At 61.9% G+C, this 21,942-nt stretch carries 19 protein-coding genes and 3 tRNA genes; 9 read left to right on the top strand and 13 right to left on the bottom strand.

Annotated features, from left to right (window positions below):
* Positions 1-264: 264 nt before the first annotated feature.
* Positions 265-1,887: a glucose-6-phosphate isomerase gene (pgi, locus tag J8I87_RS33465; RefSeq protein ID WP_209936525.1), complete on the top strand. Its 1,623-nt coding sequence runs from the start codon at positions 265-267 to the stop codon at positions 1,885-1,887.
* Between the two features lie 123 nt (positions 1,888-2,010).
* Here the strand turns inward: pgi and J8I87_RS33460 are convergent, their stop codons facing one another.
* Positions 2,011-2,697 carry an ABC transporter ATP-binding protein gene (locus tag J8I87_RS33460; RefSeq protein WP_209936524.1) on the bottom strand — a complete coding sequence of 229 codons (687 nt, stop codon included), beginning with the start codon at positions 2,695-2,697 and terminating at the stop codon, positions 2,011-2,013.
* Here J8I87_RS33460 and J8I87_RS33455 point away from each other — a divergent pair.
* Together J8I87_RS33455 and J8I87_RS33450 are read left to right on the top strand one after the other, a co-directional pair.
* Positions 2,696-3,427 carry an arylesterase gene (locus J8I87_RS33455; protein WP_209936522.1) on the top strand — a complete coding sequence of 244 codons (732 nt, stop codon included), beginning with the start codon at positions 2,696-2,698 and terminating at the stop codon, positions 3,425-3,427. The two genes, J8I87_RS33460 and J8I87_RS33455, sit on opposite strands and share 2 nt — an antisense overlap.
* 137 nt (positions 3,428-3,564) lie before the next feature.
* Complete coding sequence (locus J8I87_RS33450; RefSeq protein WP_209936521.1) at positions 3,565-3,897, top strand: hypothetical protein; 333 nt, start codon at positions 3,565-3,567, stop codon at positions 3,895-3,897.
* Between the two features lie 92 nt (positions 3,898-3,989).
* Here J8I87_RS33450 and J8I87_RS33445 read toward each other — a convergent pair whose 3' ends face one another.
* The 8 genes from J8I87_RS33445 to tig all read right to left on the bottom strand — a co-directional run bounded on the left by J8I87_RS33445 (position 3,990) and on the right by tig (position 13,178).
* Positions 3,990-5,921, bottom strand: coding sequence for a SurA N-terminal domain-containing protein (locus J8I87_RS33445; protein ID WP_209936519.1), 1,932 nt, complete (start codon positions 5,919-5,921; stop codon positions 3,990-3,992).
* Positions 5,922-6,019: 98 nt separating this feature from the next.
* Positions 6,020-6,096 (bottom strand) — tRNA-Asp (locus tag J8I87_RS33440).
* A 42-nt stretch (positions 6,097-6,138) separates the two neighbouring features.
* Positions 6,139-6,214 (bottom strand) — tRNA-Val (locus J8I87_RS33435).
* 67 nt (positions 6,215-6,281) lie between these two features.
* The gene (locus J8I87_RS33430; RefSeq protein ID WP_245254352.1) at positions 6,282-6,554 is read right to left on the bottom strand and encodes an HU family DNA-binding protein; all 273 of its coding nucleotides are present in this window, start codon (positions 6,552-6,554) and stop codon (positions 6,282-6,284) included.
* 356 nt (positions 6,555-6,910) lie between these two features.
* Entirely contained in the window at positions 6,911-9,328 is a 2,418-nt protein-coding gene (gene lon / locus J8I87_RS33425; protein ID WP_209936516.1) for an endopeptidase La, read from the bottom strand.
* Between the two features lie 183 nt (positions 9,329-9,511).
* On the bottom strand, positions 9,512-10,783 hold the full coding sequence (clpX, locus tag J8I87_RS33420; RefSeq protein ID WP_054926668.1) for an ATP-dependent Clp protease ATP-binding subunit ClpX: 1,272 nt from the start codon (positions 10,781-10,783) through the stop codon (positions 9,512-9,514).
* Positions 10,784-10,989: 206 nt separating this feature from the next.
* Positions 10,990-11,649, bottom strand: coding sequence for an ATP-dependent Clp endopeptidase proteolytic subunit ClpP (clpP, locus tag J8I87_RS33415; protein WP_209936515.1), 660 nt, complete (start codon positions 11,647-11,649; stop codon positions 10,990-10,992).
* Between the two features lie 182 nt (positions 11,650-11,831).
* Complete coding sequence (gene tig, locus J8I87_RS33410) at positions 11,832-13,178, bottom strand: trigger factor (protein ID WP_209936513.1); 1,347 nt, start codon at positions 13,176-13,178, stop codon at positions 11,832-11,834.
* 495 nt (positions 13,179-13,673) lie between these two features.
* On the opposite strand from tig, the gene J8I87_RS33405 reads away from it, so the two are divergent.
* Entirely contained in the window at positions 13,674-14,819 is a 1,146-nt protein-coding gene (locus tag J8I87_RS33405; protein ID WP_209936512.1) for a glycerate kinase, read from the top strand.
* Positions 14,820-14,881: 62 nt separating this feature from the next.
* Positions 14,882-15,337, top strand: coding sequence for a MarR family winged helix-turn-helix transcriptional regulator (locus tag J8I87_RS33400; protein WP_209936511.1), 456 nt, complete (start codon positions 14,882-14,884; stop codon positions 15,335-15,337).
* A 134-nt stretch (positions 15,338-15,471) separates the two neighbouring features.
* Here J8I87_RS33400 and J8I87_RS33395 read toward each other — a convergent pair whose 3' ends face one another.
* Positions 15,472-16,245, bottom strand: coding sequence for a class II aldolase/adducin family protein (locus J8I87_RS33395; RefSeq protein WP_209936510.1), 774 nt, complete (start codon positions 16,243-16,245; stop codon positions 15,472-15,474).
* Between the two features lie 99 nt (positions 16,246-16,344).
* Between J8I87_RS33395 and J8I87_RS33390 the strand changes: the two genes are divergently transcribed.
* Positions 16,345-16,608: a hypothetical protein gene (locus tag J8I87_RS33390; RefSeq protein ID WP_209936531.1), complete on the top strand. Its 264-nt coding sequence runs from the start codon at positions 16,345-16,347 to the stop codon at positions 16,606-16,608.
* 133 nt (positions 16,609-16,741) lie between these two features.
* Here J8I87_RS33390 and J8I87_RS33385 read toward each other — a convergent pair.
* Positions 16,742-16,828, bottom strand: a tRNA-Leu gene (locus J8I87_RS33385).
* A gap of 281 nt (positions 16,829-17,109) precedes the next feature.
* Here J8I87_RS33385 and J8I87_RS33380 point away from each other — a divergent pair.
* The gene (locus J8I87_RS33380; protein ID WP_209936508.1) at positions 17,110-17,943 is read left to right on the top strand and encodes a squalene/phytoene synthase family protein; all 834 of its coding nucleotides are present in this window, start codon (positions 17,110-17,112) and stop codon (positions 17,941-17,943) included.
* 4 nt (positions 17,944-17,947) lie between these two features.
* On the opposite strand, the gene J8I87_RS33375 is transcribed toward J8I87_RS33380, so the two are convergent.
* Together J8I87_RS33375 and J8I87_RS33370 are read right to left on the bottom strand one after the other, a co-directional pair.
* Positions 17,948-19,123: a DUF1501 domain-containing protein gene (locus J8I87_RS33375; RefSeq protein WP_209936507.1), complete on the bottom strand. Its 1,176-nt coding sequence runs from the start codon at positions 19,121-19,123 to the stop codon at positions 17,948-17,950.
* A gap of 100 nt (positions 19,124-19,223) precedes the next feature.
* On the bottom strand, positions 19,224-19,559 hold the full coding sequence (locus tag J8I87_RS33370; RefSeq protein ID WP_209936506.1) for a hypothetical protein: 336 nt from the start codon (positions 19,557-19,559) through the stop codon (positions 19,224-19,226).
* A gap of 228 nt (positions 19,560-19,787) precedes the next feature.
* On the opposite strand from J8I87_RS33370, the gene ompR reads away from it, so the two are divergent.
* Both ompR and J8I87_RS33360 read left to right on the top strand, forming a co-directional pair.
* Positions 19,788-20,522: a two-component system response regulator OmpR gene (gene ompR, locus J8I87_RS33365; protein WP_409518858.1), complete on the top strand. Its 735-nt coding sequence runs from the start codon at positions 19,788-19,790 to the stop codon at positions 20,520-20,522.
* 43 nt (positions 20,523-20,565) lie between these two features.
* Positions 20,566-21,915, top strand: coding sequence for an ATP-binding protein (locus tag J8I87_RS33360; protein ID WP_209936505.1), 1,350 nt, complete (start codon positions 20,566-20,568; stop codon positions 21,913-21,915).
* Positions 21,916-21,942: the final 27 nt, after the last annotated feature.

Here is a 21,942-nt window from a genome sequence, read left to right as displayed (position 1 = left end):
GGCTTGCACGAGGCGTAAGCATCCCGCTATCTGGCGTGCCGTCTCCTCTATCCCGGCTGTCATCCTGGCCCGCTATACTGGTTGACTGCGCCGCTCGACCGCACTTCGTCCGCGGCGCGCACCGCAGACGCCCGCTGACGGGGCACGAGGCACGCCGCCGCGCATCCGGCGACCGTACCGCTCAGCCGACCGCGCGTTTGCGGGTCCCCCCGGCACGCACGATGCGCGGCCGGCCATTCGTTTTCCTTCGTTAGACGGACGGTTATGACTTCCATTTCGCTCCCCGCCTGGAACTCGCTGCAGACCCACTACGAACAGATTCGCGATGCGCGCCTGCGCGACTGGTTTGCACCCGAGAACGATCCCGCGCCGACGCGCGCCGAACGGTTCACCGTCGCCGGCGGCGGCCTCGCGGCCGACTTTTCGAAGAACCGGATCACCGACGAAACGCTGAAACTGCTCGTGCAGCTCGCGCGCGAAGCGAACGTCGAGAAGCGTCGTGACGCGATGTTTGCGGGCGATATCGTCAATCCGACGGAAGGCCGCGCGGTGCTGCACACGGCGCTGCGCGCCAGCAACCCGACGGCGCCGTTCTATGGCAAGGTGCAGGCCGAGCGCGCGAAAATGGCCGCGTTCGCCGACAAGGTCCGCAGCGGCGAATGGAAGGGCTATACGGGCAAGCGCATTCGCCATGTCGTGAACATCGGCATCGGCGGCTCGGATCTCGGGCCCAAGATGGTCGTGCACGCGCTCCATCACCTCGCGACGCCGGACATCGCCACGCATTTCGTCTCCAACGTCGACGGGGCGGACCTGTATCGCGTGCTCACTGAGATCGACCCCGAAGAGACCCTCGCCATCATCGTCTCGAAGACCTTCACGACGCTCGAGACGATGACCAACGCCAATTCGCTGCGCGACTGGTTCATCCAGAAAGGCTGCCCTGAGAACGAGCTGGCGAAGCACTTCGTCGGCGTGTCGGCCAACCCCGCCGAAGTGGTCAAGTTCGGCATCGCGCAGGACAACGTGTTCGAGATGTGGGACTGGGTTGGCGGACGTTATTCGCTGTGGTCCGCCGTCGGCCTGTCGATCATGATCGCAGTCGGTCCGAAGCAGTTCGACGAGCTGCTCGCCGGCGCGAACGAGATGGATGAACATTTCCGCGACGCGCCGCTCGAGCGCAACCTCCCCGTGCTAATGGGCATGATCGGCATCTGGTATCGCAACTTCTTCGGCGCGCAGAGCTATCTCGTCGCGCCGTATTCGGAAGCGCTGCACTTCCTGCCCTCGTACCTGCAACAGCTCGAAATGGAGAGCAATGGCAAGCAGGCGCGCCTCGACGGTACGCTGGTCGACTACGCCACGTCGGCTGTCACGTGGGGCGAGCCGGGCACGAACGGCCAGCACGCGTTCTTCCAGATGCTGCATCAGGGGCCGACCATCGTGCCGATCGATTTCGTCGCCGTGCTCACGCCCGAACATCCGCTCGCGTCGCATCATCCAAAGCTGCTCGCAAACTGCTTCGCGCAAAGCGAAGCGCTGATGGTAGGCCGCACCCGTGAAGAAGCCGAGAAAGTGGCGGGCCCGGACAAGCCAGAACTCGTGGCGCACATCATGTTCCCGGGCAACCGGCCGACCACGACCCTGCTCGTCGAGGCCCTCACCGCCCGCTCGCTCGGTGCGCTGATCGCGCTCTATGAACACAAGGTTCTGGTGCAAGGCACGGTCTGGAACATCAACTCATTCGACCAATGGGGCGTCGAGCTCGGCAAGATTCTCGGCAAGGTCGTTGAAGCGGATCTCAATGCCGCGACCGTCGATGAGAAGAAGCATGACTCGTCGACATCGGCGTTGATCGCGCGTGCGCGTGCGGCGTTGAAGCGCTGACGGCGTAGACGGACGGATGAGAGCGACACGGGCCTTCGATCCGGAGGCCCGTTTGCATTGGTGGCTGCATCGCACGCGGCCGCTTCGGGTCGCGGTTCGCCGTTGACGGCTCGTTGCTCGCGCTCAGATCAGGCGCCCTGCTTCGATCGTGATGGTTGTGTCGCAACGGCGCGCCAGTTCGACATCGTGCGTGACCAGCACAAGTGTCGCGCCGTTCGCGCGATTCATCTCGAACATCAGATCGATGACGGCATGACCTGTCGCGGCATCCAGACTGCCCGTCGGTTCGTCGGCGAAAAGGATGGCGGGATGCGTCGCGAACGCGCGCGCCAGCGCCACGCGCTGCTGCTCGCCGCCCGACAGCAATTTCGGGTAGTGCCGCATCCGCTCGCCCAAGCCGACTTGCGTCAGCAGCGTTCGGGCGCGCGCATTGATTTCGCGTGGCGACAGGCCGCCTTGCAGCTCGAGCGGAAGGGTAACGTTCTCGAACGCCGTCAGATGCGGCATCAACTGGAAAGACTGGAATACGAAGCCGACGGAGCCGTTGCGCAGCGCCGCACGGCCGTCTTCGTCGAGTGCCGTCAGTTCGCGTCCGAGCACACGAACCGAGCCCGACGTCGCGCTGTCCAACCCGGCGAGCAGCCCGAGCAGCGTAGACTTGCCCGAGCCCGACGCGCCGACGATCGCGACGCGACTGCTCGCCTGAATCGACAGGTCGATGTTGTCGAGGATCGTCAACTCGCCCGTCGCATCCTTAACCCTCTTGCACAGACCCCGCACTTCGATGACTGGACCGGTTTTCTTTTGCATGATGACGCGTAGGTTGAAAGTGCGCGCCGTTGGGTTGATCGCGGCGCTGAAGGCAGCGTGTATTCCTGTCGTGTTCGCCGCGACGTTATCGGCGTCCGCTCAGGCTGCCAATACTGCCACTCAGGCCACGGCGGCGGCCAATGCTGCAGGCAGCGACACGCAACAGCCGAAGCCGACGATCGTCGTGCTCGGCGACAGCATTTCCGCCGAATACGGTCTGCCTCGCGATACCGGATGGGTCGCGCTGATGCGCCAACGTCTGTCGAGCGAGCGGATCGATTATAACGTTGCGAATGCGAGCATCAGCGGCGACACCACGAGCGGCGGTCGCGCGCGTATGCCGGCGTTGATGCAGCGGCTCAAGCCCGCCATCGTGATCGTCGAACTCGGCGCCAACGACGCACTGCGCGGCGTTCCCCTCAGCACGACCGAGGACAATCTCCGCACGATCATCGAACAGGCCCAGCAAGGTCATGCGAAGGTTCTGCTGATCGGCATGTACGTCCCGCCCAATTACGGCCCCGACTACACGCAAAAGTTCCATGGCTTGTATGGCGAGCTATCGAAGCAGTTGCGCGTGCCACTGGTTCCCTTTCTTCTCGCTGGAATCGAAGACAAGCCGGACATGTTCCAGGCGGATCAGATCCATCCGACGCAGCGGGCACAACCCGTGCTACTCGACAACGTGTGGCCGGCGCTGAAGCCGCTGCTCCATACGTCATCTCGATGAACGCGTCACAGCGAGGTTACGGCGCGCTAACAACTTGTTTCCGAATAATGGCGAACGCGACGAGGCACGGTCGATCAGACAGATTCGCCTGATTTCGACAACCGGCTCTCTTAGAGCGATTTCTGGAAGGAGATAACGTGAAATACTTACCGATTATCGCTATGGCTGTCGCCATTTCCGCATGCGCCGCGCAACCGCCTGCCGGCGTGCAGTCCGTCGGCACCAGCCAGCAATCGCCAAAGGTCGTCGGCCAGTGCATCGCCAAGAAATGGGCGGACAAGTCGCAGCAGCAGGTCGTGGCGCAAGACACGCTCGCCAACGACCTGGCCATGGATGTGTATGTGCCGGGCCAGCAGCCGCCGAACGGTGCGGCAGCCATCGTGCGCCCGAGCTATCAGGGCGCGGGCACCTGGGTCGGTTTCCGGGCTGCCGGCAGCGACGCGACAGGCGATATCAGCGCCTGCCTGTGACGCTTCCGAACGCTTCTCCGAAGCAAAAACCCCGCTTAGGCGGGGTTTTTGTTTTCCGATAACGCCGGAAGAGGCTTTGAACAGCGGATAGCTTAGTCGCCGCCCGACTGCGTGGTTTCGAGTGAACCGAACATCTTCACCTTCGAGCGGTCACGCAATGCGTCGAGGTAGGCCTCTGCTTCGGCCTGCGCATTGACTGACGAAATCTGCTGTTGAGCTGCCGCAAGGCGCTTCTCGTCGGCCGCGGCAGTCGGAACCACGGCGTTCACGCGATAAACCGCGTAACCGTCGGCGCCGAGGTCAACACCCACGTAAGCCGGCAATTTTTGCGCATCGACCTTGTAAATTGCACTCAATGCGGCCGGCGGCACGCCCTGTGCTTCGTTGCGCGACACCTTCAGCGCCGACGAGAAACCGTCCGTCGATTTCGACTTCTGCAACTCGGCCAGCTTCGCCTCGCCTTCCTTCCGAGCGAGATCGGCGGCCTGCTGCGCAACGACTTTCTGGCGCACCGCGTCCTTGATGGCAGCGAGCGCGGGCACGGTCGCCGGCTTGTAGTCGGTGACGTGCGCGGCGATCAGCGTGTTGTCGCCGACGTCGATTGCCTGCGTGTTGTTGCGGTCCTTCACCGCGTCGTTCGCGAAAACGGCTGCGAGGAACCTCGGATTGTTCAGCGGGCTATCCGGCGGAAGCGCGCCGTTCGGCTTCGGCGTGACCGTCGCCGTCTGGAGCTGCAGCTTGTATTTGTCCGCGGCGGGTTGCAGGCTCTTCGCTTGTTCGTAGACCGTCGACGTGAAGCCTTCCGAATCGTCGCCGAACGCCTTGGTCGCGAGTTGTGTTTTCAGGTCTTTCGCGATCGATTCCTTCACTTCGTCGAACGGCTTCGTCGCCGCCGGCTTCTCGTCCGTCACCTTGACGATGTGATAGCCGAAGTCAGACTGGATCAGGTCGCTGATCTCGTCCTTCTTCATCTTGAAGACGGCATCGTCGAAGGCCTTTCCGCCAGCGATCATGCCGGGGCTGAAGTAGCCGAGATCCCCGCCCTTCGACGCCGAACCCGGATCCTGCGAGTCCTTTTCGGCGATCTGCGCGAACTGGTCCGGATGCGCCTTGACCTGCGCGAGAATTTCCTGCGCCTTCTGCTTCGCCTTTTCCTTGTCGGCGGCGCTTGCGTCCTTCGGCGCAGAGATCAGGATGTGGCTCGCCCGCACCTCACCGACGGTACGGTAGTGCGCGATGTTGTCGTCGTAGAACTTCTTGAGATCGGCATTGCTCGGATTCACCGATGCAGCGAGCGCCGCAGGCGACAGCACGAGATACTGGATCGTCGCCGTCGCAGGCGTCGCAAAGTCGTCACGATGCGCATCGTAATAAGCCTGGATTTGCGCATCGGTCGGCTGCACCTTCGACTCGTACTCCTTCGCGCGGAACGCGAGACCCTGCACTTCGCGCTGCTGTTCGGCCAGTTCGGTCAGGTGCTGCGCGAGCGTCTTCGGCGTGAACGCGCTCTGCGTGATCGCGGCCGGCAACTGCTGCATCGCCATGCTGTAGCGGACCTGCTCCTGATATTGGTCGGGCGTCATGCCCTGCATCGCAAGGAGTTCCTTGTACTTGTTCAGGTCGATCGAGCCGTCCGGGTTCTTCAGTGAACCAATGACGGGATCGGCGAGCAACGAGCGGCGCAGCGCCTCGTCGGAGACCGTCAGGTGCAGCCGTTGCGTTTCGTCGGCGAGCACGCGCTGCTGGATCAGGCCGTCGAGCATTTCCTTGCGGCGCTCCGGCGTGTCGAACACTTTCGCGTCGAACTGGCCGCCGAGCACCTGACGCGCGCGGTCCAGCTGCTGACGCCACGAATTGTCATATTCGGCGCGCGTGATCTTGTGGCCATTGACGCTCGCGACGTTTGCGCTCTCGTCAAAGAAGCCGCGGAAGCCCTGGATACCCACAAAGCCCAAACCCGGCAGGATGACCAGGATGAGCATGAACATCATCAGACGTTGGTGATTGCGGAAGAAATCGAGCATGCTTGAGCAGGCAAAAGTCAGATGCCAAAAACGGAACGCCCGATAGTACAACAGCGGGCAATAAAAAAGGCGAACCGGAGTTCGCCTTTCGAGGATACTGGCGGAGTGGACGGGACTCGAACCCGCGACCCCCGGCGTGACAGGCCGGTATTCTAACCGACTGAACTACCACTCCTAACTGCTGCATATGCTGCAGCGTGTCACTTCAATCTGGAACTGGTGGGTGCTGAGAGGCTCGAACTCCCGACCTACGCCTTGTAAGGGCGCCGCTCTACCAACTGAGCTAAGCACCCGCTCCGAGATTGCCGCCGCCTGATGTGCGCCGATCTGCACCGGCAGACTCATCAAGCAGCGAGCCCATTAGTTTAATGCATCCTTTAGCGCTTTGCCAGGCCTAAATTTCGGTACCTTGGCTGCCTTGATCTTGATCGCTGCGCCCGTGCGCGGATTGCGGCCCGTGCGAGCCGTGCGCTTGCCGACGGCGAACGTGCCAAAACCGACTAGCGTAACCGAACCACCTTTTTTCAACGTGCCTTTGACACCACCGATCACAGCCTCCAACGCGCGCCCTGCTGCCGCCTTCGAAATGTCGGCCTGTTGTGCGATGTGATCGATCAGTTCCGTTTTATTCATTCCAAGCCCCCGAGAATGTAGTTGGGCAATCATGAAAGCGCTTGATGCGCCCGGTTATTTACGGCACGGCAGAAATTGCCGGCCACTCATTAGAATGGGCCGAAACCCTTGTGTCAAGCGGGGGCGCGCCGGATTGGAAGGGCTCATCGAGGGTCTGCCGATAACGAAATCCTGCAAAGCGATCGATGCGGGTGCAACCAGTTCGATCCGACGAGGGGGACAGACCTGATGGCGGCAACTCGCGAACGTTTGCGTTGCGCGCGTTCAAATCACCCATAAAAAAACCCGCGGACAAAGCCGCGGGTTTCGCTCGCTGACGACGACGTCAGCCATTCAGTGCGCTCAGCGTGACACGCTCAGTGCTTCACGACATCGCTTGCGCCGGCGTCTTTCGATTCACCGACGGGCGCTGCCGCCTTCGGCTCCTCGTCCGGCAACGGCGACGGCGTTCGCTCCAGCGCCAGTTCCAGCACCTTGTCGATCCAGCGCACAGGCACGATTTCGATCGCGTTTTTCACGTTGTCCGGAATCTCCGTCAGATCCTTGACGTTTTCTTCCGGGATCAGCACGAGCTTGATGCCGCCGCGATGCGCTGCCAGCAGCTTTTCCTTCAGCCCGCCGATCGGCAGCACTTCGCCGCGCAGCGTGATTTCACCCGTCATCGCGACATCCGCGCGCACGGGGATGCCCGTGAGCACCGACACCAGCGCCGTCGTCATCGCGATACCGGCGGACGGACCGTCCTTCGGCGTCGCACCTTCCGGCACGTGAATGTGGATGTCCTGCTTCTCGAACGCCTCGTCCTTGATACCCAGACGGCGCGAACGCGAACGCACCACCGAACGCGCGGCTTCGACGGATTCCTTCATCACGTCGCCGAGCGAGCCCGTGCGGATCACATTGCCCTTGCCCGGCATCACGGCAGCTTCGATCGTCAGCAGGTCGCCGCCGACTTCCGTCCACGCGAGACCCGTCACCTGGCCGATCTGGTTTTCCTTCGCGGCCAGACCGAAATCGTACTTGCGCACGCCGAGGAACGTGTCGAGGTTGGCGCCGTCGACCGTCACCGCGTTATCCGCCTTCTTCAGCAGAAGCATCTTCACGACCTTGCGGCAGATCTTCGACACTTCACGCTCGAGCGAACGCACGCCCGCTTCACGCGTGTAGTAGCGAATGATGTCGCGGATTGCGGCTTCCGTGACTTCGATCTCGCCGGCCTTCAGGCCGTTGTTCTTCTTCTGCTTGGGCAGCAGATAACGTTGCGCGATGCTGACCTTCTCGTCTTCCGTGTAACCCGACAGACGGATCACTTCCATCCGGTCGAGCAGCGGCGGCGGGATGTTCAGCGAGTTCGACGTCGCAACGAACATCACGTCCGACAGGTCGAAGTCGACCTCGACGTAGTGGTCGGCGAACGTGTGGTTCTGTTCCGGATCGAGCACTTCGAGCAGTGCCGACGACGGATCGCCGCGGAAATCCATGCCCATCTTGTCGACTTCGTCGAGCAGGAAGAGCGGATTGCGCACGCCGACCTTGGTCAGGCTCTGCAGGATCTTGCCCGGCATCGAACCGATGTACGTACGACGGTGGCCGCGAATCTCGGCTTCGTCACGCACACCGCCCAGCGCCATACGCACAAACTTGCGGTTCGTTGCACGCGCAATCGACTGGCCCAGCGACGTCTTGCCGACGCCCGGCGGCCCGACGAGGCACAGGATCGGCGCCTTCACTTTGTCCACGCGCTGTTGAACCGCGAGGTACTCGAGAATGCGTTCCTTGACCTTTTCAAGACCGAAGTGGTCTTCGTCGAGCACGCGCTCGGCATTCGACAGGTCGTTGTTGACCTTGCTCTTCTTGCGCCACGGCAAGCCGATCAGCGTGTCGATGTAGTTGCGCACGACGGTCGCTTCCGCCGACATCGGCGACATCAGCTTGAGCTTCTTCAGCTCGGCGTCCGCCTTCTTCTTGGCTTCCTTCGGCATGCGCGCGGCGGTGATGCGCTTCTCGAGCTCTTCGAGATCGGCACCCTCTTCGCCTTCGCCCAGTTCCTTCTGGATTGCCTTGACCTGCTCGTTCAGGTAGTACTCGCGCTGGCTCTTCTCCATCTGGCGCTTGACGCGCCCGCGGATGCGCTTTTCGACCTGCAGGATGTCGATCTCGGCTTCGAGTTGCGCGAGCAGATGTTCGAGGCGCTCGATGACCGGGAACATTTCGAGGATCTGCTGCTTCTGGTCGAGCTTGAGAGGCAGATGCGCTGCGATCGTATCGGCGAGACGCCCGGCTTCATCGATGCCCGACAGCGAGGTCAGAATCTCCGGCGGGATCTTCTTGTTCAGCTTCACGTACTGGTCGAACTGCGAGACGATCGCGCGGCGCAGCGCTTCCGTTTCTGCGCTGTCGGCGTGGTCCGGCTCGAGCGGCATGACTTCGCACGAGAATTGCGTTTCCTGCTCTTCGATCGACAGTGTTTTTGCGCGCTGCAGGCCTTCGACCAGCACCTTCACGGTGCCATCGGGCAGCTTCAGCATTTGCAGGATGTTGGCGATACACCCTACTTCATACATGTCCTTTTCGGTCGGCTCGTCTTTGGCCGCCGTCTTCTGGGCGACAAGCATGATGTGCTTGCCACCTTCCATCGCGGCTTCCAACGCCTTGATCGACTTCGGGCGACCCACGAACAGCGGAATCACCATATGCGGGAAAACGACTACGTCGCGCAGCGGGAGCAGCGGAAGTGTGACGCGTTCCGGCGGGAGGAGTTGGGTTCCTGACATTTCATTTCCCCATGAGTGGAATCAGTTTGTTCGATAGTTGAGGCCGCCAAAAAAGATTGCAAGCCTCCGCGTGTGGGAAAAGTTCAGTGACTCCAGAAAAACGGTCCATCCTGACGACACGATAAACGAAAAAAGCCGTTCACGTCGCCATGAACGGCTTTTTTTCAAAAATCGCGCAGCCGATCAATTCGAACCCGCGACCTTCGGCGCGTCTTCGTAGATCAGTAGCGGCTTTCCGTCACCATCAATGACATTGTCGTCAATAATGACTTTGCTCACGCCCTTCATTGCCGGCAGTTCGTACATGACGTCGAGCAACGCCTGTTCCAGAATCGACCGCAAGCCCCGTGCCCCCGTCTTGCGGCGGATAGCCTTGCGCGCGATGGCCTGCAACGCCGCCGGGCGGATCTCCAGCTCGACGCGCTCCATGTTGAACAGCTTGTGATACTGCTTGACGAGCGCGTTCTTGGGTTCCACCAGAATCTTCATCAGCGCGGCTTCGTCCAGCTTGCCGAGCGTCGCCACAACGGGCAGACGTCCGATCAGTTCCGGAATCAGGCCGAATTTGATGAGATCTTCCGGCTCGACTTCGCGCAGCACCTCGCCCGCGTCGCGATCCTGCTTGCTCTTGACGCTGGCGCCGAAACCGATCCCCGTTTTTTCCGTACGGTCGACGATCACCTTTTCAAGGCCGTCGAACGCACCGCCGCAGATGAACAGAATGTTGGTCGTATCGACCTGGATGAAATCCTGGTTCGGATGCTTGCGACCACCTTGCGGCGGCACCGACGCCATCGTGCCTTCGACGAGCTTCAGCAGCGCCTGCTGCACGCCCTCGCCCGACACGTCGCGGGTAATCGACGGGTTGTCCGACTTGCGGCTGATCTTGTCGATTTCGTCGATATAGACGATGCCGCGCTGCGCCTTGTCGACTTCATAGTTGCAGTTTTGCAGCAGCTTCTGAATGATGTTTTCGACGTCCTCACCGACATAGCCGGCTTCCGTCAGCGTGGTCGCGTCGGCGATCACGAACGGGACGTTCAGAAGGCGCGCAAGGGTCTGCGCGAGCAATGTCTTGCCGGAGCCCGTCGGGCCGATCAGCAGGATGTTGCTCTTCGACAACTCGACGTCGTCCTTCTTGTCGAGATGCTTAAGACGCTTGTAGTGGTTGTACACCGCGACGGCGAGAATTTTCTTCGCGCGTTCCTGCCCGATCACGTATTGATCGAGAATTTCACGGATTTCTTGCGGACTAGGCAGATCGGATTTGGACAGGCCCGTCTCCAGACCCGCGCCCGCTGCTTCGTCGCGAATGATTTCGTTGCACAGGTCGATACATTCATCGCAGATGAATACCGACGGGCCAGCAATCAGCTTTTTGACTTCGTGCTGGCTCTTACCGCAGAACGAGCAATACAACAGCTTTTCGCTGTTAGAACCTTTTTTGTCCGCCATAAATGTGTGAGCCTCCGGACACTCGAATGACATGATACGCCGTTTGCCCACCCCGTTCAGTCGGGGGCGGGACGGATGCGCAAAAGCTGTGACGGCGTTTGCCGCAGGCGTTCAGACGGGTCTTATTATTTCACAAGGTTTTGCGCCGGCGCTCTTCCCCCAATTTGAGGAAAAGCGCTCCGGATCAGTCATGTTTCAGCGATGTTTTACGGACGCTTGTGCAGGACCTGGTCGACAAGACCATAGGCCTGCGCGTCGTCGCCCGACATGAAATTGTCGCGGTCCGTGTCGCGCTGGATGCGCTCGACGGGTTGACCGGTGTGGTGCGACAGCAAATGGTTCAGACGATCCTTCAGGTACAGGATCTCGCGTGCCTGAATTTCGATGTCCGACGCTTGACCGCGCGCCCCGCCCAGCGGCTGGTGGATCATCACGCGTGCATTGGGCAATGCGAAACGCTTGCCCTTCGCGCCCGCCGCCAGCAGAAACGCGCCCATGCTGGCCGCGAGGCCCATGCACAGCGTCGAGACGTCCGGCTTGATGAACTGCATCGTGTCGTAGATCGCCATCCCGGCCGACACCGAGCCGCCCGGACTGTTGATGTAGAAGCTGATGTCCTTGTCCGGATTTTCGCTTTCGAGGAATAGCAGCTGCGCGATGACGAGATTCGCGGTTTGATCATTCACTTCGCCGACCAGGAACACCACGCGCTCCTTTAGCAGGCGCGAGTAGATGTCATACGAACGTTCGCCACGGCCGCTCGTTTCGACGACGATCGGTACGAGGCCGAGCGCTTGCGCTTCGAGAGCCCGATCCCGCGACGACTGCGAGGTCAACGTGTCCAGCATTTGAGCGCGAAAGGTCATGCAATGGATCCTTGTCAGGAAATGTTCTGATAATCGGTTCTGAACAAGTTGGTGCGGCCGCGCGCTTTTCAAGTGCCAAACGGCCGACAAGCGCTCTTTTAGCATGAATCGGCCGATGCTCAGCACGTAAAAACGGCGTGCGGGCCGTCGCTCGGACAGCCGGCACGCCGTTGCAGCGATGCTTACGCTTGCGCCGTCGCGCTTGCCAGCTCTTCGAAGCTCACTTCCTTGTCCGTCACCTTCGCCTTGCTCAGGACGAAATCGACGACGTTGGACTCAACGACATACGCTTCCATCTCGGCAAGACGTTGCTGGTTCGAATAATACCAGCGGACGACTTCCTTCGGGTCTTCGTAGCTCTTCGCGAACTCGTCGACTTCCGCGCGGATCTGCTCGGGCTTGGCCTGCAGCTCGTTTGCCTTCACCAGTTCGGCCAGTACGAGGCCCAGCTTGACGCGGCGCTCGGCCTGCTCGGCGAACATTTCGGCGGGGATCGGCGCGTCCTTGGCGTTCGGCACGCCGCGCTGCGCGAGATCCTGACGCGCCATTTCGACGAGGCGCTGCTGATCCTGCTCGATCAGCGCCTTCGGCACGTCGAGTTCGGAGATCTTCAGCAGGGCGTCCATCACCTGGTTCTTCACGACAGCCTGCGTACGGCGCTTTGCTTCGCGTTCGAGGTTGTCCTTGATTTCATTGCGCATCTTCGACAGATCGCCGTCTTCGATGCCGAGCGATTTCGCGAATTCACCGTCGATTTCCGGCAGGTGCGGCCATTCGATCTTCTTCATCGTGATCGCGAACTGTGCGGTCTTGCCGGCGACTTCCTTGCCGTGGTAGTCCTCGGGAAAGGCCAGGTCGAATTCCTTCGACTCGCCGACCTTCAGGCCGAGCGCCGCCTTTTCGAATTCCGGCAGCATGCGGCCCTCACCCAGGACAAACGCGAAGTCGTCCGCGCTGCCGCCCTGGAATGCTTCGCCATCGATCTTGCCGACGAAGTCGACCGTCACGCGGTCGCCATCGTGGGCCGACACGTCCGTGCCACCGTCGCCGTGCTCGCCTGCTTCGCCGCGGGCGTGGTAGTGCACGCGCTGCTTGCGCAGGATGTCGAGCGTGCGGTCGATTTCGGCGTCGCTGATCGTGGTCGTCGTGCGTTCGATTTCAGCCGTCGCGACATCGCCCAGCTTCACTTCCGGGTAAACCTCGAAGGTCGCGTCGAATGCGTATGCGCCTTCCGCTGCGTCCGTCTTCGGGCTGAAGCTCGGCTGGCCAGCGACGCGCAGGTTTTCCGCACGGCTGATGTCAAAGAATTCCTTGCCAACCTTGTCGCTCAGCACTTCGGCTTCCACCTGCCCCGCGTACTGCTGCGTCACCATCTTGAGCGGCACCTTGCCCGGGCGGAAACCCGGCATGCGCACGTTCTTCGCGAGTTGACGGATCCGCGTGTCCACTTCCTTCTGCACGGCGTCCTTCGGCAGGGAAATCGTCACGCGGCGTTCGAGCTTGCCGAGGTTTTCAACAACGTTAGCCATGGCTTCAATCGTCCTAAAATTATTCGAGCGAATCAGTTATCTTGTGTGCGCCGCCTGTCGATGTCCGCTTTGCGTTCCGCGCCCGACGCTGCGTAATGCGTTTGCCATTACGCAGGGTCGCCGTCTCGCTTCGCTCATTCACCTGTGACATCGATCGCGTGCCTCTCGCCGCGGGCTGTGAGGCCGCCGGCAGCACAGTTTGGGTCAGAGAGCCAAATATTTTAGCAAACTATTTGCACGCCTAGCCGTGATTCGCTGTTTCGAAAGTCTCGGGCGCGCTGCGCGTGTGTCTCGCGAACTCAATCGGCTGCGCCAGGCAGACGGCCGCAGCTGTGAATCAAAGTCAATTCTGCCTATACCTTCGGGTGTATTCAGTCGTGCGCCGCATGCTGATAAGCTTCACCACATCCTGATACGCAGTTGCATGCGCAAGTGCGTCCGGGGCGCCCCATCGCATTGCGGTGATGCCTTCCATTCCAAATCGATAGAGACACCATGCCGAATACGTCGTCCGCGCCCATCGTCGTCATTGCCCCCGACTCGTTCAAAGGTTCGCTCTCCGCCGAGCAGGTCGCGCAATCTATCGCGACGGGCATCCTGCGCGCGCGAGCCGACGCGACAATTCGCATTTGCGCGATGGCCGACGGCGGCGAAGGCACGCTCGACGCGATGCTCACACGCGGCGGCGAGCGCCGTCTGCTGACGGTGCGCGGCGCGGCGGGCCCGTCACGCGAAGCGGCAACAGGGCTGCTAGCGGACGGCAGCGCGATCGTCGAGACGGCGGAAATCGTTGGGATTACAGACCCGGTGGGCATGGGTGTGCCCGTCGAAAAGCGCAGCACGCGCGGCATGGGGGAAGCGATTCGTGCGCTGCTGGACGCAGGCGTGCGGCGTTTCTTCGTCGCCCTCGGCGGCAGCAGCACGAACGACGGTGGCGCGGGGCTGCTCGTCGGCCTCGGGCTCAAGCTGTTCGACGCACAAGGGCATGAACTCGACGCGACACCCGAGCAGCTCACACAAGTTGCGCGCGTCGATGCATCGTGCCTCGATGCGCGGCTGAGCGACACCACGTTCGTCGGCATGTCAGACGTCGACAATCCGCTGACGGGCGACCATGGCGCCACGGCTGTCTTTGGTCCGCAAAAAGGCGTGAAGCCGGAGCAGGTCGCGACCATCGACGCGGCCCTCGCCCGCTTCGCCGATCTCGTCGAACCGGCAATGAATCGTGTCGCGCGCAACCAGGCGGGCGCGGGCGCTGCGGGCGGTCTTGGCTTCGCGCTGCATATGCTGGGCGCCGAGTTCGAAGCGGGCGCGGAAGTCGTTGCGCGCGAAATCGGCCTCGACGCGGCACTCGAAGGCGCTGGCTGGCTCATCACGGGAGAAGGCCGCTCCGATGTGCAAACGCTGCACGGCAAGGCGCCCTTCATTGCCTGTCAGCATGCACGCGCGGCGGGCGTGCCCGCCACGCTGCTGTCGGGTGCCGTCGATCCTTCCGCGCTGCCGAAACTCGCCGAGCATTTCAGCGGATGCTTCTCGCCGGCGCCGGGACCCATCACCCTCGAAGTGGCGATTCGCGATGCGGCCACACTGCTCGCAAACGAAGCCGAACAGATGACGCGACTCAGGTACGGCCCGCGTTGACCGCGCGAGCGGATGCAGCAACAATCACATCGCGGGACTGCATCCACTCACACAGGAAGACCATGAAGGCCTCCGATAAAGCCGGACTCGAACAGTTTCTGACGTATCGTCTGCACGTGCTGAACAAACTTTCCGAGCGGGGCATCAGCGAACGGTATATGGCCAAGCTCGACGTGACGCTGCCTGAAGCGCGCGTGATCGCATCGGTCGGATCGTTCGGGCCATTCTCGATCATGGACCTCGCGCGCCACGCGAACCTCGACAAGAGTCAGGCAAGCCGCGCAGCGGAAGCGTTGATCAGACAAGGCCTCGTGCAACGCGAAGCAAGCGCGGAAGATGGCCGTGTCGTGCTCGTATCGCTGACCACGGAAGGCCGTGCGCTCTATCGCAAGATCATGCCCATCGCGCGCAGGTGGAACACCGATCTGTTCGACTGCCTCGATGATCGCGAAAAGGCCGCGCTCAGCGAAGCGCTCGACAAGGTCATCGAAAACGCGATCGCGCGTAACGCGGAATAGTCAGGCTAGACGAAGGTCGAGTTCCACGTTCGACGGCGCGTATGGCGCGCCGCTGCCTTCGTCGTTGCGTAATTCCTTAAACGCTCATTCACAAGTCATCGTATTGCCCTTGTCTCTCGCGAACGGGCATTGAGTCAATCGCGATACGACGGGTCGATCCTGTCGACCTGGCGCAACAGCGCGCGCAGCACGTCATCGCCTGCGCCATGCCGGGGATCGAATTGTAGCGAGTCGCGCGTGCAGCGCGACGCGATGTCATCACTGATCAGGCGCGAAGGACCGAGCGCGGCTGTCGCAAGTTGAACCTCGCACGCGCGATTGAGCGTCCAGAGTCTCGCGAACGCCTGCGCGACAGTTTCGCCAATCGATAGCAAACCATGGTTGCGCAGGATCAGCAGGCGCTTGCCGCCGAGGGTCGCGACGAGGCGCGGCCCTTCGTCGGCGCGCACCGTAATGCCCTCGAAGTCGTGATACGCGACCATCTCGTGCAATTGCGCCGAGTAGAAGTTGTTGTTTTCGAGGCCCACCTGTGAGCACGCGACCGCGAGGCCCGCTGTCGTATGCGTGTGCATCACGCAATGCGCGTCGGGCAGCGCGCGATGGATCGCCGCATGCACGACGAAACCCGCTGGATTCACGGGATGCACCGAGCCATCCAGCACATTGCCATCGACGTCGATCTTCACCAGATTCGAAGCCGTCACTTCCGTATAGTGCAGGCCGAACGGATTGGTCAGGAAATGGCTCTGCGTGTCCGGCACGCGCACGGTGATGTGGTTGTAGATCAGCTCCGTCCAGCCGAGCATGGCGAACACCCGATACGTGCCTGCCAGTTGCACCCGCAGCGCATGTTCAGCACCCGCGCTCGCGCCAATGGAAGACGGCTTTCGATCATCGGTCGCGGCCATTGCACTCTCCTTTTTGCTGCGCAGTTGTGTCTAGCCCGGGATCGCAGGTAGCTTGGGCGAGGATAGGAGAATATGGTTGTGCGTGCAACCAGATGAGAAATGTCGTGCGTCGAATTGCGCCGCGCGATGAACGCCAAGCGCAGCCGAATAACGCACAAGTTGAAGGAGATCGTAATGCTGGCTTGCTACGATCCTCGCTCGTTCTTTCTCTCTGACTTCGAGGATCAAACAATGAAGAAAGTAGTTTTGGCACTGGTCGCCGCTGTTGGTTTCGTTGGCATGTCGTCGGCATTCGCGAACGACCATCATCATGAGTGCCATAAGGTGCACGTACATCACCACTGGGAGAAGCGCTGCCACTAAGCAGTTGCGAATCGCCGGTGTGATCGGCCATGCCCCGCTTCTGCGGGGTTTTTTGTATGTGTTTCTGAACGCAAAAAACAAAACCCCGCGAATCGGCGACTCGCGGGGTCTTCTATACGCAGCTGCGGAAAAGTGGTGCGAGGAAGGGGACTCGAACCCCTACACCCTTGCGGGCGTCAGGACCTAAACCTGGTGCGTCTACCAATTTCGCCATCCTCGCAGCCGGGCGGCGCCTCAAGCGTGCAGCGCCCGATGTCTCGCCAGCGGCCGGACGTCGCGTTTTCACCGCATTGTCATTCGCTCCGCCGACTCTGAACCCGTTGGGTCACAGAGCCACCGATACCGCGAACAAGCCAAGTCGAAAAGCACGTCCGAAAGCGTAAGCGCGAGATTCTAACCGATTGGGCTGCGCTTGTCTGCATCTGTCGAATACCGTCGATGCTACAATTTTCGGTCCCTCGTGCACAGCCGTGCACGAGCGTATTCCCACAAGCCAATCCAGTGAATTTCGACGAATACTGCCTGCAAAAAGCAGCGCCTCCCGGTTCGAGCACTTACTATGCGCTGCGCCAGGCGCCCGTCGCACGGCAGCCGCTGCTCACGGCGCTATTCGCGCTGCGTCGCGAGTTCGAGGAGACCGTCAAGGAAACGACCGACCCGACCGTCGGTCGCACGAAGCTCGCCTGGTGGCAAAAGGAAGCGGCCGCTCTCGCAGCAGGCGAGCCGACCCATCCCGTGTCGCAGGCGCTCGCCGCGCATCTGCCCGATGTGCAAGCCGAGTATCCGGCGCTGCAGGCCTTGATCGCCGGTTTTGAGATGGATCTCGATCAGGCGCGGTATCTCGACTATCCGAATCTGCGCCGCTATATCGTCGGCGTCGGCGGCACGTTTGCGTCAGTCGTCGCGCGCGCGACGGCACGCGATCCGTCACAGGCGGCGTCCTGGGCGGCGCCTCTCGGCGAGTCGTTGATGCTCGCGCAGATCGTCGTGGAACTCGGCAACGACGCTCGCCACGGCCGCATCTACATCCCGATCGACGAGATGCAGCGCTTCAATGTCACAGCCGCCGACCTGATCAACCGCAAGTATTCGGACGCATTCACCGAACTGATGCGCTTTCAGACGACGCGCGCCCGCGACGCGATTCGCCGGGCGCTCGATGCGCTGCCCGCCGGCGAGCGCCATTCGCAGAGCACGCTGCGCGCGTTGGCGGCGCTCGCGCTGGCGCTGCTCGACGAGATCGAACGTGACGGCTATCACGTGCTGCATCAGCGTATCGCGCTCACGCCGATCCGCAAGCTGTGGGTGGCATGGCGAGCGGCGCGGCGGCACTGAGCGCTCAAGCGCGCAGCAACGGCAGCGGTTTGACGTCATCCTCCAGGACGGCTATCGCGTCCAGCCTCAGGAACGGACCGAGTGCCGTCGCGTAGAGCCGCCTGAAATCGATTGCGACGGGCAGGCGGCCGTCGGCATCGAGGCGCGTAAGATCGGGCGCGGCGCCGTACAGTCCGCCCCGCACTGGGCCGCCCATCATGAAGTGCGCAGCCGCGCCGCCATGCGCGGTGCCGCGATTCGCGTTCTCGTGCGCGGACCGTCCGAATTCCGAGTACGTCATGATCAATGTGCGATCCCAGCGGCCGCGCCGCATCAGTTCCGCCTGAAGCGTCGCGCAACCATGCGCGAGTTCACCGAGCAACGCGGCATGCCGCGCGGGCTGATTGCCGTGCGTGTCGAAACCGTCGAGCGTCAAACGGATCGCGCCGCAGGCATCGGGCGAAGCCGCATCGACAACGGTGCGCAACGCGGCTTCAATCGACTCGCGAAAGCCACGCGCATCGTGACTCAACACACGCGATGCATCGGGCGCATCGCGCGAAACGGGATCGCCTGCGCCAGGGTCCGCGTCCATTCCATCGACGTACGGCGCGTCGTCGGGATCAGCGACGCGCGCCCATGCGTCGCCCCGCCCCTCATTGGCCGGCAAGCCGGCAAAAGGCCCCGCTTCCACACAGCCGAAGGACGCCGTCACGATACGCGGCCGCGTCGCGGGCCAGTGATCGAGCGCGCGAGTCAGCCATCCGTCGCGCCGATAAACATTGGCACGCGCAGCCGTGTCCCAGACTTCCATCGACCGGAAATGCGACGGATTGTCCTGCGCGCAACCGACGCCCTGCACCACGGCAAGTCGCCCGCTTTGCCATATAGGCAGCAAACCACGCAGCGCGGGATGCAGCGCGGTGCGTTCATCGAGCGCGATCGCGCGATCGCGTGCAATCGCAATGTGCTTGCGCAATGTGTAGTAAGCGGAATCGGCGAACGGGACGACCGTGTTCAATCCGTCGTTTCCACCCTTAAGCTCGATCAGAATGAGCAGTTGGCCGCGATTATCCGGTGCCGTTGCGCGTGCATCCAGTTGCGACGATGTGCCGCCGCAGGCGGGAAGCGCGCCGAACACGCGCGGCACCGATAGCGAAGCGCCCGTCGCCGCCATCATAAGAAACTCGCGTCGCTTCATGTGCGCCTCACTGGATGTGCCCGCAATCTGCCGCCAAATGAAAACGCAGCCCTTACGGCCCAACATGGATCGCCGTCCGGCATGTGGAACTGCCAAAGCGTCAGCGTTTGTACAGTTCGCGAACGGCGTCTTCGATATGCTGCCGCAGCAGACGGCGCTCTTCCGGCGTCATGTGCCCGTCGCGTCGGCGCTGGTCAAGATCGGGCGGCACGGCAGTCGTGCGCATGATCGCATCGGACGCGGGGCGGTCGGCGCTGGGATTGTGTGGCTGCCGTGCCGAGCGCGAGTGAGGATGCTGGGGTGAGCGCGTGTCGGTGTTGCGTTCCGTGGAGGAATCGGCAAAAGCGGAGTTCGGGCCCAGCGCGCTCGCGAACACGATCGCAACGGCTACCGCGATCACGCTCAGGCGCATCTTCGGCCAGACCCCTCCCTTCATCTTGTTCCCTTCGTGGCGCGACAACCGGCAACCTCAGATACGTGTATTGACTCCGGCTTGAGACCGGTGCGAGAGCTTTATTCGAGTGAAGTATCTACCGAACTGGCGCAAACAGTAAAGGAGTGTAAGCGCCAAGGCTTTACGCCGTGCCACAGGCCGGGTAAATTTTGTAACGGACTGTTACGTCTTAATTGGTGCAAACGCGCACCCCTTTCTAATCGCGCTAAGATGCCGAGCATGGAAACCAAAAACCCTTCGAAAATCCTCGTCGTCGATGACGACCCGCGTCTGCGCGATCTGCTGCGCCGTTATCTCGGCGAGCAGGGCTTCAACGTTTATGTCGCTGAAAACGCGCCCTCGATGAACAAGCTGTGGGTGCGCGAACGTTTCGACCTGCTGGTGCTCGATCTGATGCTGCCGGGTGAAGACGGCCTCTCCATCTGCCGCCGCCTGCGTGGCAGCAACGATCGCACGCCGATCATCATGCTCACCGCAAAGGGTGAAGATGTCGATCGCATCGTCGGCCTCGAAATGGGCGCCGACGACTATCTGCCGAAGCCATTCAATCCGCGCGAGCTCGTCGCGCGCATTCATGCGGTGCTGCGCCGCCAGTCGCCGTCCGAGTTGCCGGGGGCGCCGTCGGAGACTTCGGAAGTCTTCGAATTCGGCGAGTTCGCTTTGAATCTCGCGACGCGCACGCTCACCAAGGCTGGCCAGGAAATCCCGTTGACCACGGGCGAGTTTTCGGTGCTGAAGGTGTTCGCGCGTCATCCGCGTCAGCCTCTGTCGCGCGAAAAGTTGATGGAACTTGCGCGCGGCCGCGAATATGAAGTGTTCGACCGCAGCCTCGATGTGCAGATCTCGCGTCTGCGCAAGCTGATCGAGCCCGATCCGGGCAGCCCGCGTTTCATCCAGACAGTCTGGGGGCTGGGCTATGTCTTCATCCCAGACGGTGCAGCCTAAGCCTGCCGTTGCGGTTGCTTCTCCTCGTCGACACGATGGCCGCATGCGGATCGACCGGCGCCTCCTGACGCTCGCGTTCGGAGGCCTGTTCTGGCGTACGTTTCTGCTGATTGCGCTGTTGATCGCGGTCAGCCTCGCCGCATGGTTCCAGAGCTTTCGCGTGATCGAGCGCGAGCCGCGCGCGCAGCGCGTCGCGCTGCAACTCGTCGCGATCGTGAAGCTCACGCGCACCGCCCTTCTCTATTCCGATCCCGACTTGCGGCGCGCGCTGCTGCAGGATCTGGAGAGCAACGAGGGCGTGCGCGTGTATCCGCGCGAAACCACCGACAAGTACAAGCTCCAACCCGACGAGTCGTTGAACCGGCTCATCGAGCACGACATTCGCGGGCGTCTTGGCGACGACACGATCATCGCGCAGTCGGTCAACGACATTCCCGGCGTGTGGATCAGTTTCAAGATTGACGATGACGATTACTGGGTCGCGCTCGACCGCGATCAGCTCGATAGCGTAACGGGCCTGCAATGGGCCGGCTGGGGCATTTTTGCGCTCGCGCTATCGCTGTTCGGCGCGGCGTTCATCACGAGCCTCGTGAACCGGCCGTTCGCGCGGCTCGCGATGGCCGCGCGCAAGGTCGGCTCCGGCCAGGCGCCCGAGAAGCTGCCCGAGCGCGGCATGGGAGTGGCCGCCGAAACCAACCGAAGCTTCAACCAGATGGTGCAGGACCTGGAGCAACTCGAAGCCGACCGCGCGCTGATGCTTGCCGGCATCTCGCACGACTTGCGCACGCCGCTTGCTCGCCTGCGTCTGGAAACGGAGATGAGCCCTTCGGATCAGGCGACCAAGGACGCAATGATCGACGACATCGAACAGATGGACATGATTATCGGGCGCTTCCTTGATTACGCACGCCCGGTTCAGAGAAATCCGGAACCTGTCGACCTTTCGGTGATCGCAGGAGAACTGGCTGCGCGTATGTCGAGCGAGGACGGCATGCGGCTGGTCACCCGGCTTGCGCCGTCTGCCGTCATCGAGGCAGACGAGACGGATATCCGGCGAGTCGTCGGTAATCTGATCGAGAACGCGCGCAAATACGGCCTTTCCGAATCCGACGGCATTCCGCATGTCATTCTTGAGACGCGAGTGTCGCATTCGCGGGTCGAGCTGTCGGTCGTCGATGAAGGTCCGGGCATACCGGAAGACCAGCTCGCGCTCGTCACTCGCCCGTTCTACCGCGTCAACTCGGCGCGCACGCAAGCGAACGGAACGGGTCTCGGCATGGCGATCGTGCAGCGGCTCGTCGGCCGGTATCGCGGTGCGCTGCGGCTGCGTAACCGCACGCCGCTGCCGGGTCTCGAAGTGACGATCGAGTTTCCGCTCGCCAAGAGCCTCTGAGCCAGGTGAAGGCCGGTCACGGCGTCC

Source organism: Paraburkholderia sp. LEh10, assembly GCF_017814945.1.
In the GTDB taxonomy this organism is placed as follows: domain Bacteria; phylum Pseudomonadota; class Gammaproteobacteria; order Burkholderiales; family Burkholderiaceae; genus Paraburkholderia.
The sequence above is the reverse complement of the archived record's forward strand: the minus strand, read 5'-3'. Positions and strand labels throughout refer to the sequence as shown.

Bases quoted from the DNA above. Each gene is read 5' to 3' on its own strand.
- lon (WP_209936516.1), bottom strand. From the start codon at position 9,328: ATGTCAGGAACCCAACTCCTCCCGCCGGAACGCGTCACACTTCCGCTG.
- J8I87_RS33370 (WP_209936506.1), bottom strand. From the start codon at position 19,559: ATGAAGGGAGGGGTCTGGCCGAAGATGCGCCTGAGCGTGATCGCGGTA.
- clpP (WP_209936515.1), bottom strand. From the start codon at position 11,649: ATGACCTTTCGCGCTCAAATGCTGGACACGTTGACCTCGCAGTCGTCG.
- J8I87_RS33360 (WP_209936505.1), top strand. From the start codon at position 20,566: ATGCGGATCGACCGGCGCCTCCTGACGCTCGCGTTCGGAGGCCTGTTC.
- J8I87_RS33445 (WP_209936519.1), bottom strand. From the start codon at position 5,921: ATGCTCGATTTCTTCCGCAATCACCAACGTCTGATGATGTTCATGCTC.
- J8I87_RS33375 (WP_209936507.1), bottom strand. From the start codon at position 19,123: ATGAAGCGACGCGAGTTTCTTATGATGGCGGCGACGGGCGCTTCGCTA.
- J8I87_RS33390 (WP_209936531.1), top strand. From the start codon at position 16,345: ATGTCGTGCGTCGAATTGCGCCGCGCGATGAACGCCAAGCGCAGCCGA.
- J8I87_RS33460 (WP_209936524.1), bottom strand. From the start codon at position 2,697: ATGCAAAAGAAAACCGGTCCAGTCATCGAAGTGCGGGGTCTGTGCAAG.
- J8I87_RS33395 (WP_209936510.1), bottom strand. From the start codon at position 16,245: ATGGCCGCGACCGATGATCGAAAGCCGTCTTCCATTGGCGCGAGCGCG.
- J8I87_RS33430 (WP_245254352.1), bottom strand. From the start codon at position 6,554: ATGAATAAAACGGAACTGATCGATCACATCGCACAACAGGCCGACATT.
- J8I87_RS33405 (WP_209936512.1), top strand. From the start codon at position 13,674: ATGCCGAATACGTCGTCCGCGCCCATCGTCGTCATTGCCCCCGACTCG.
- ompR (WP_409518858.1), top strand. From the start codon at position 19,788: ATGCCGAGCATGGAAACCAAAAACCCTTCGAAAATCCTCGTCGTCGAT.
- clpX (WP_054926668.1), bottom strand. From the start codon at position 10,783: ATGGCGGACAAAAAAGGTTCTAACAGCGAAAAGCTGTTGTATTGCTCG.
- tig (WP_209936513.1), bottom strand. From the start codon at position 13,178: ATGGCTAACGTTGTTGAAAACCTCGGCAAGCTCGAACGCCGCGTGACG.
- pgi (WP_209936525.1), top strand. From the start codon at position 265: ATGACTTCCATTTCGCTCCCCGCCTGGAACTCGCTGCAGACCCACTAC.
- J8I87_RS33400 (WP_209936511.1), top strand. From the start codon at position 14,882: ATGAAGGCCTCCGATAAAGCCGGACTCGAACAGTTTCTGACGTATCGT.
- J8I87_RS33455 (WP_209936522.1), top strand. From the start codon at position 2,696: ATGATGACGCGTAGGTTGAAAGTGCGCGCCGTTGGGTTGATCGCGGCG.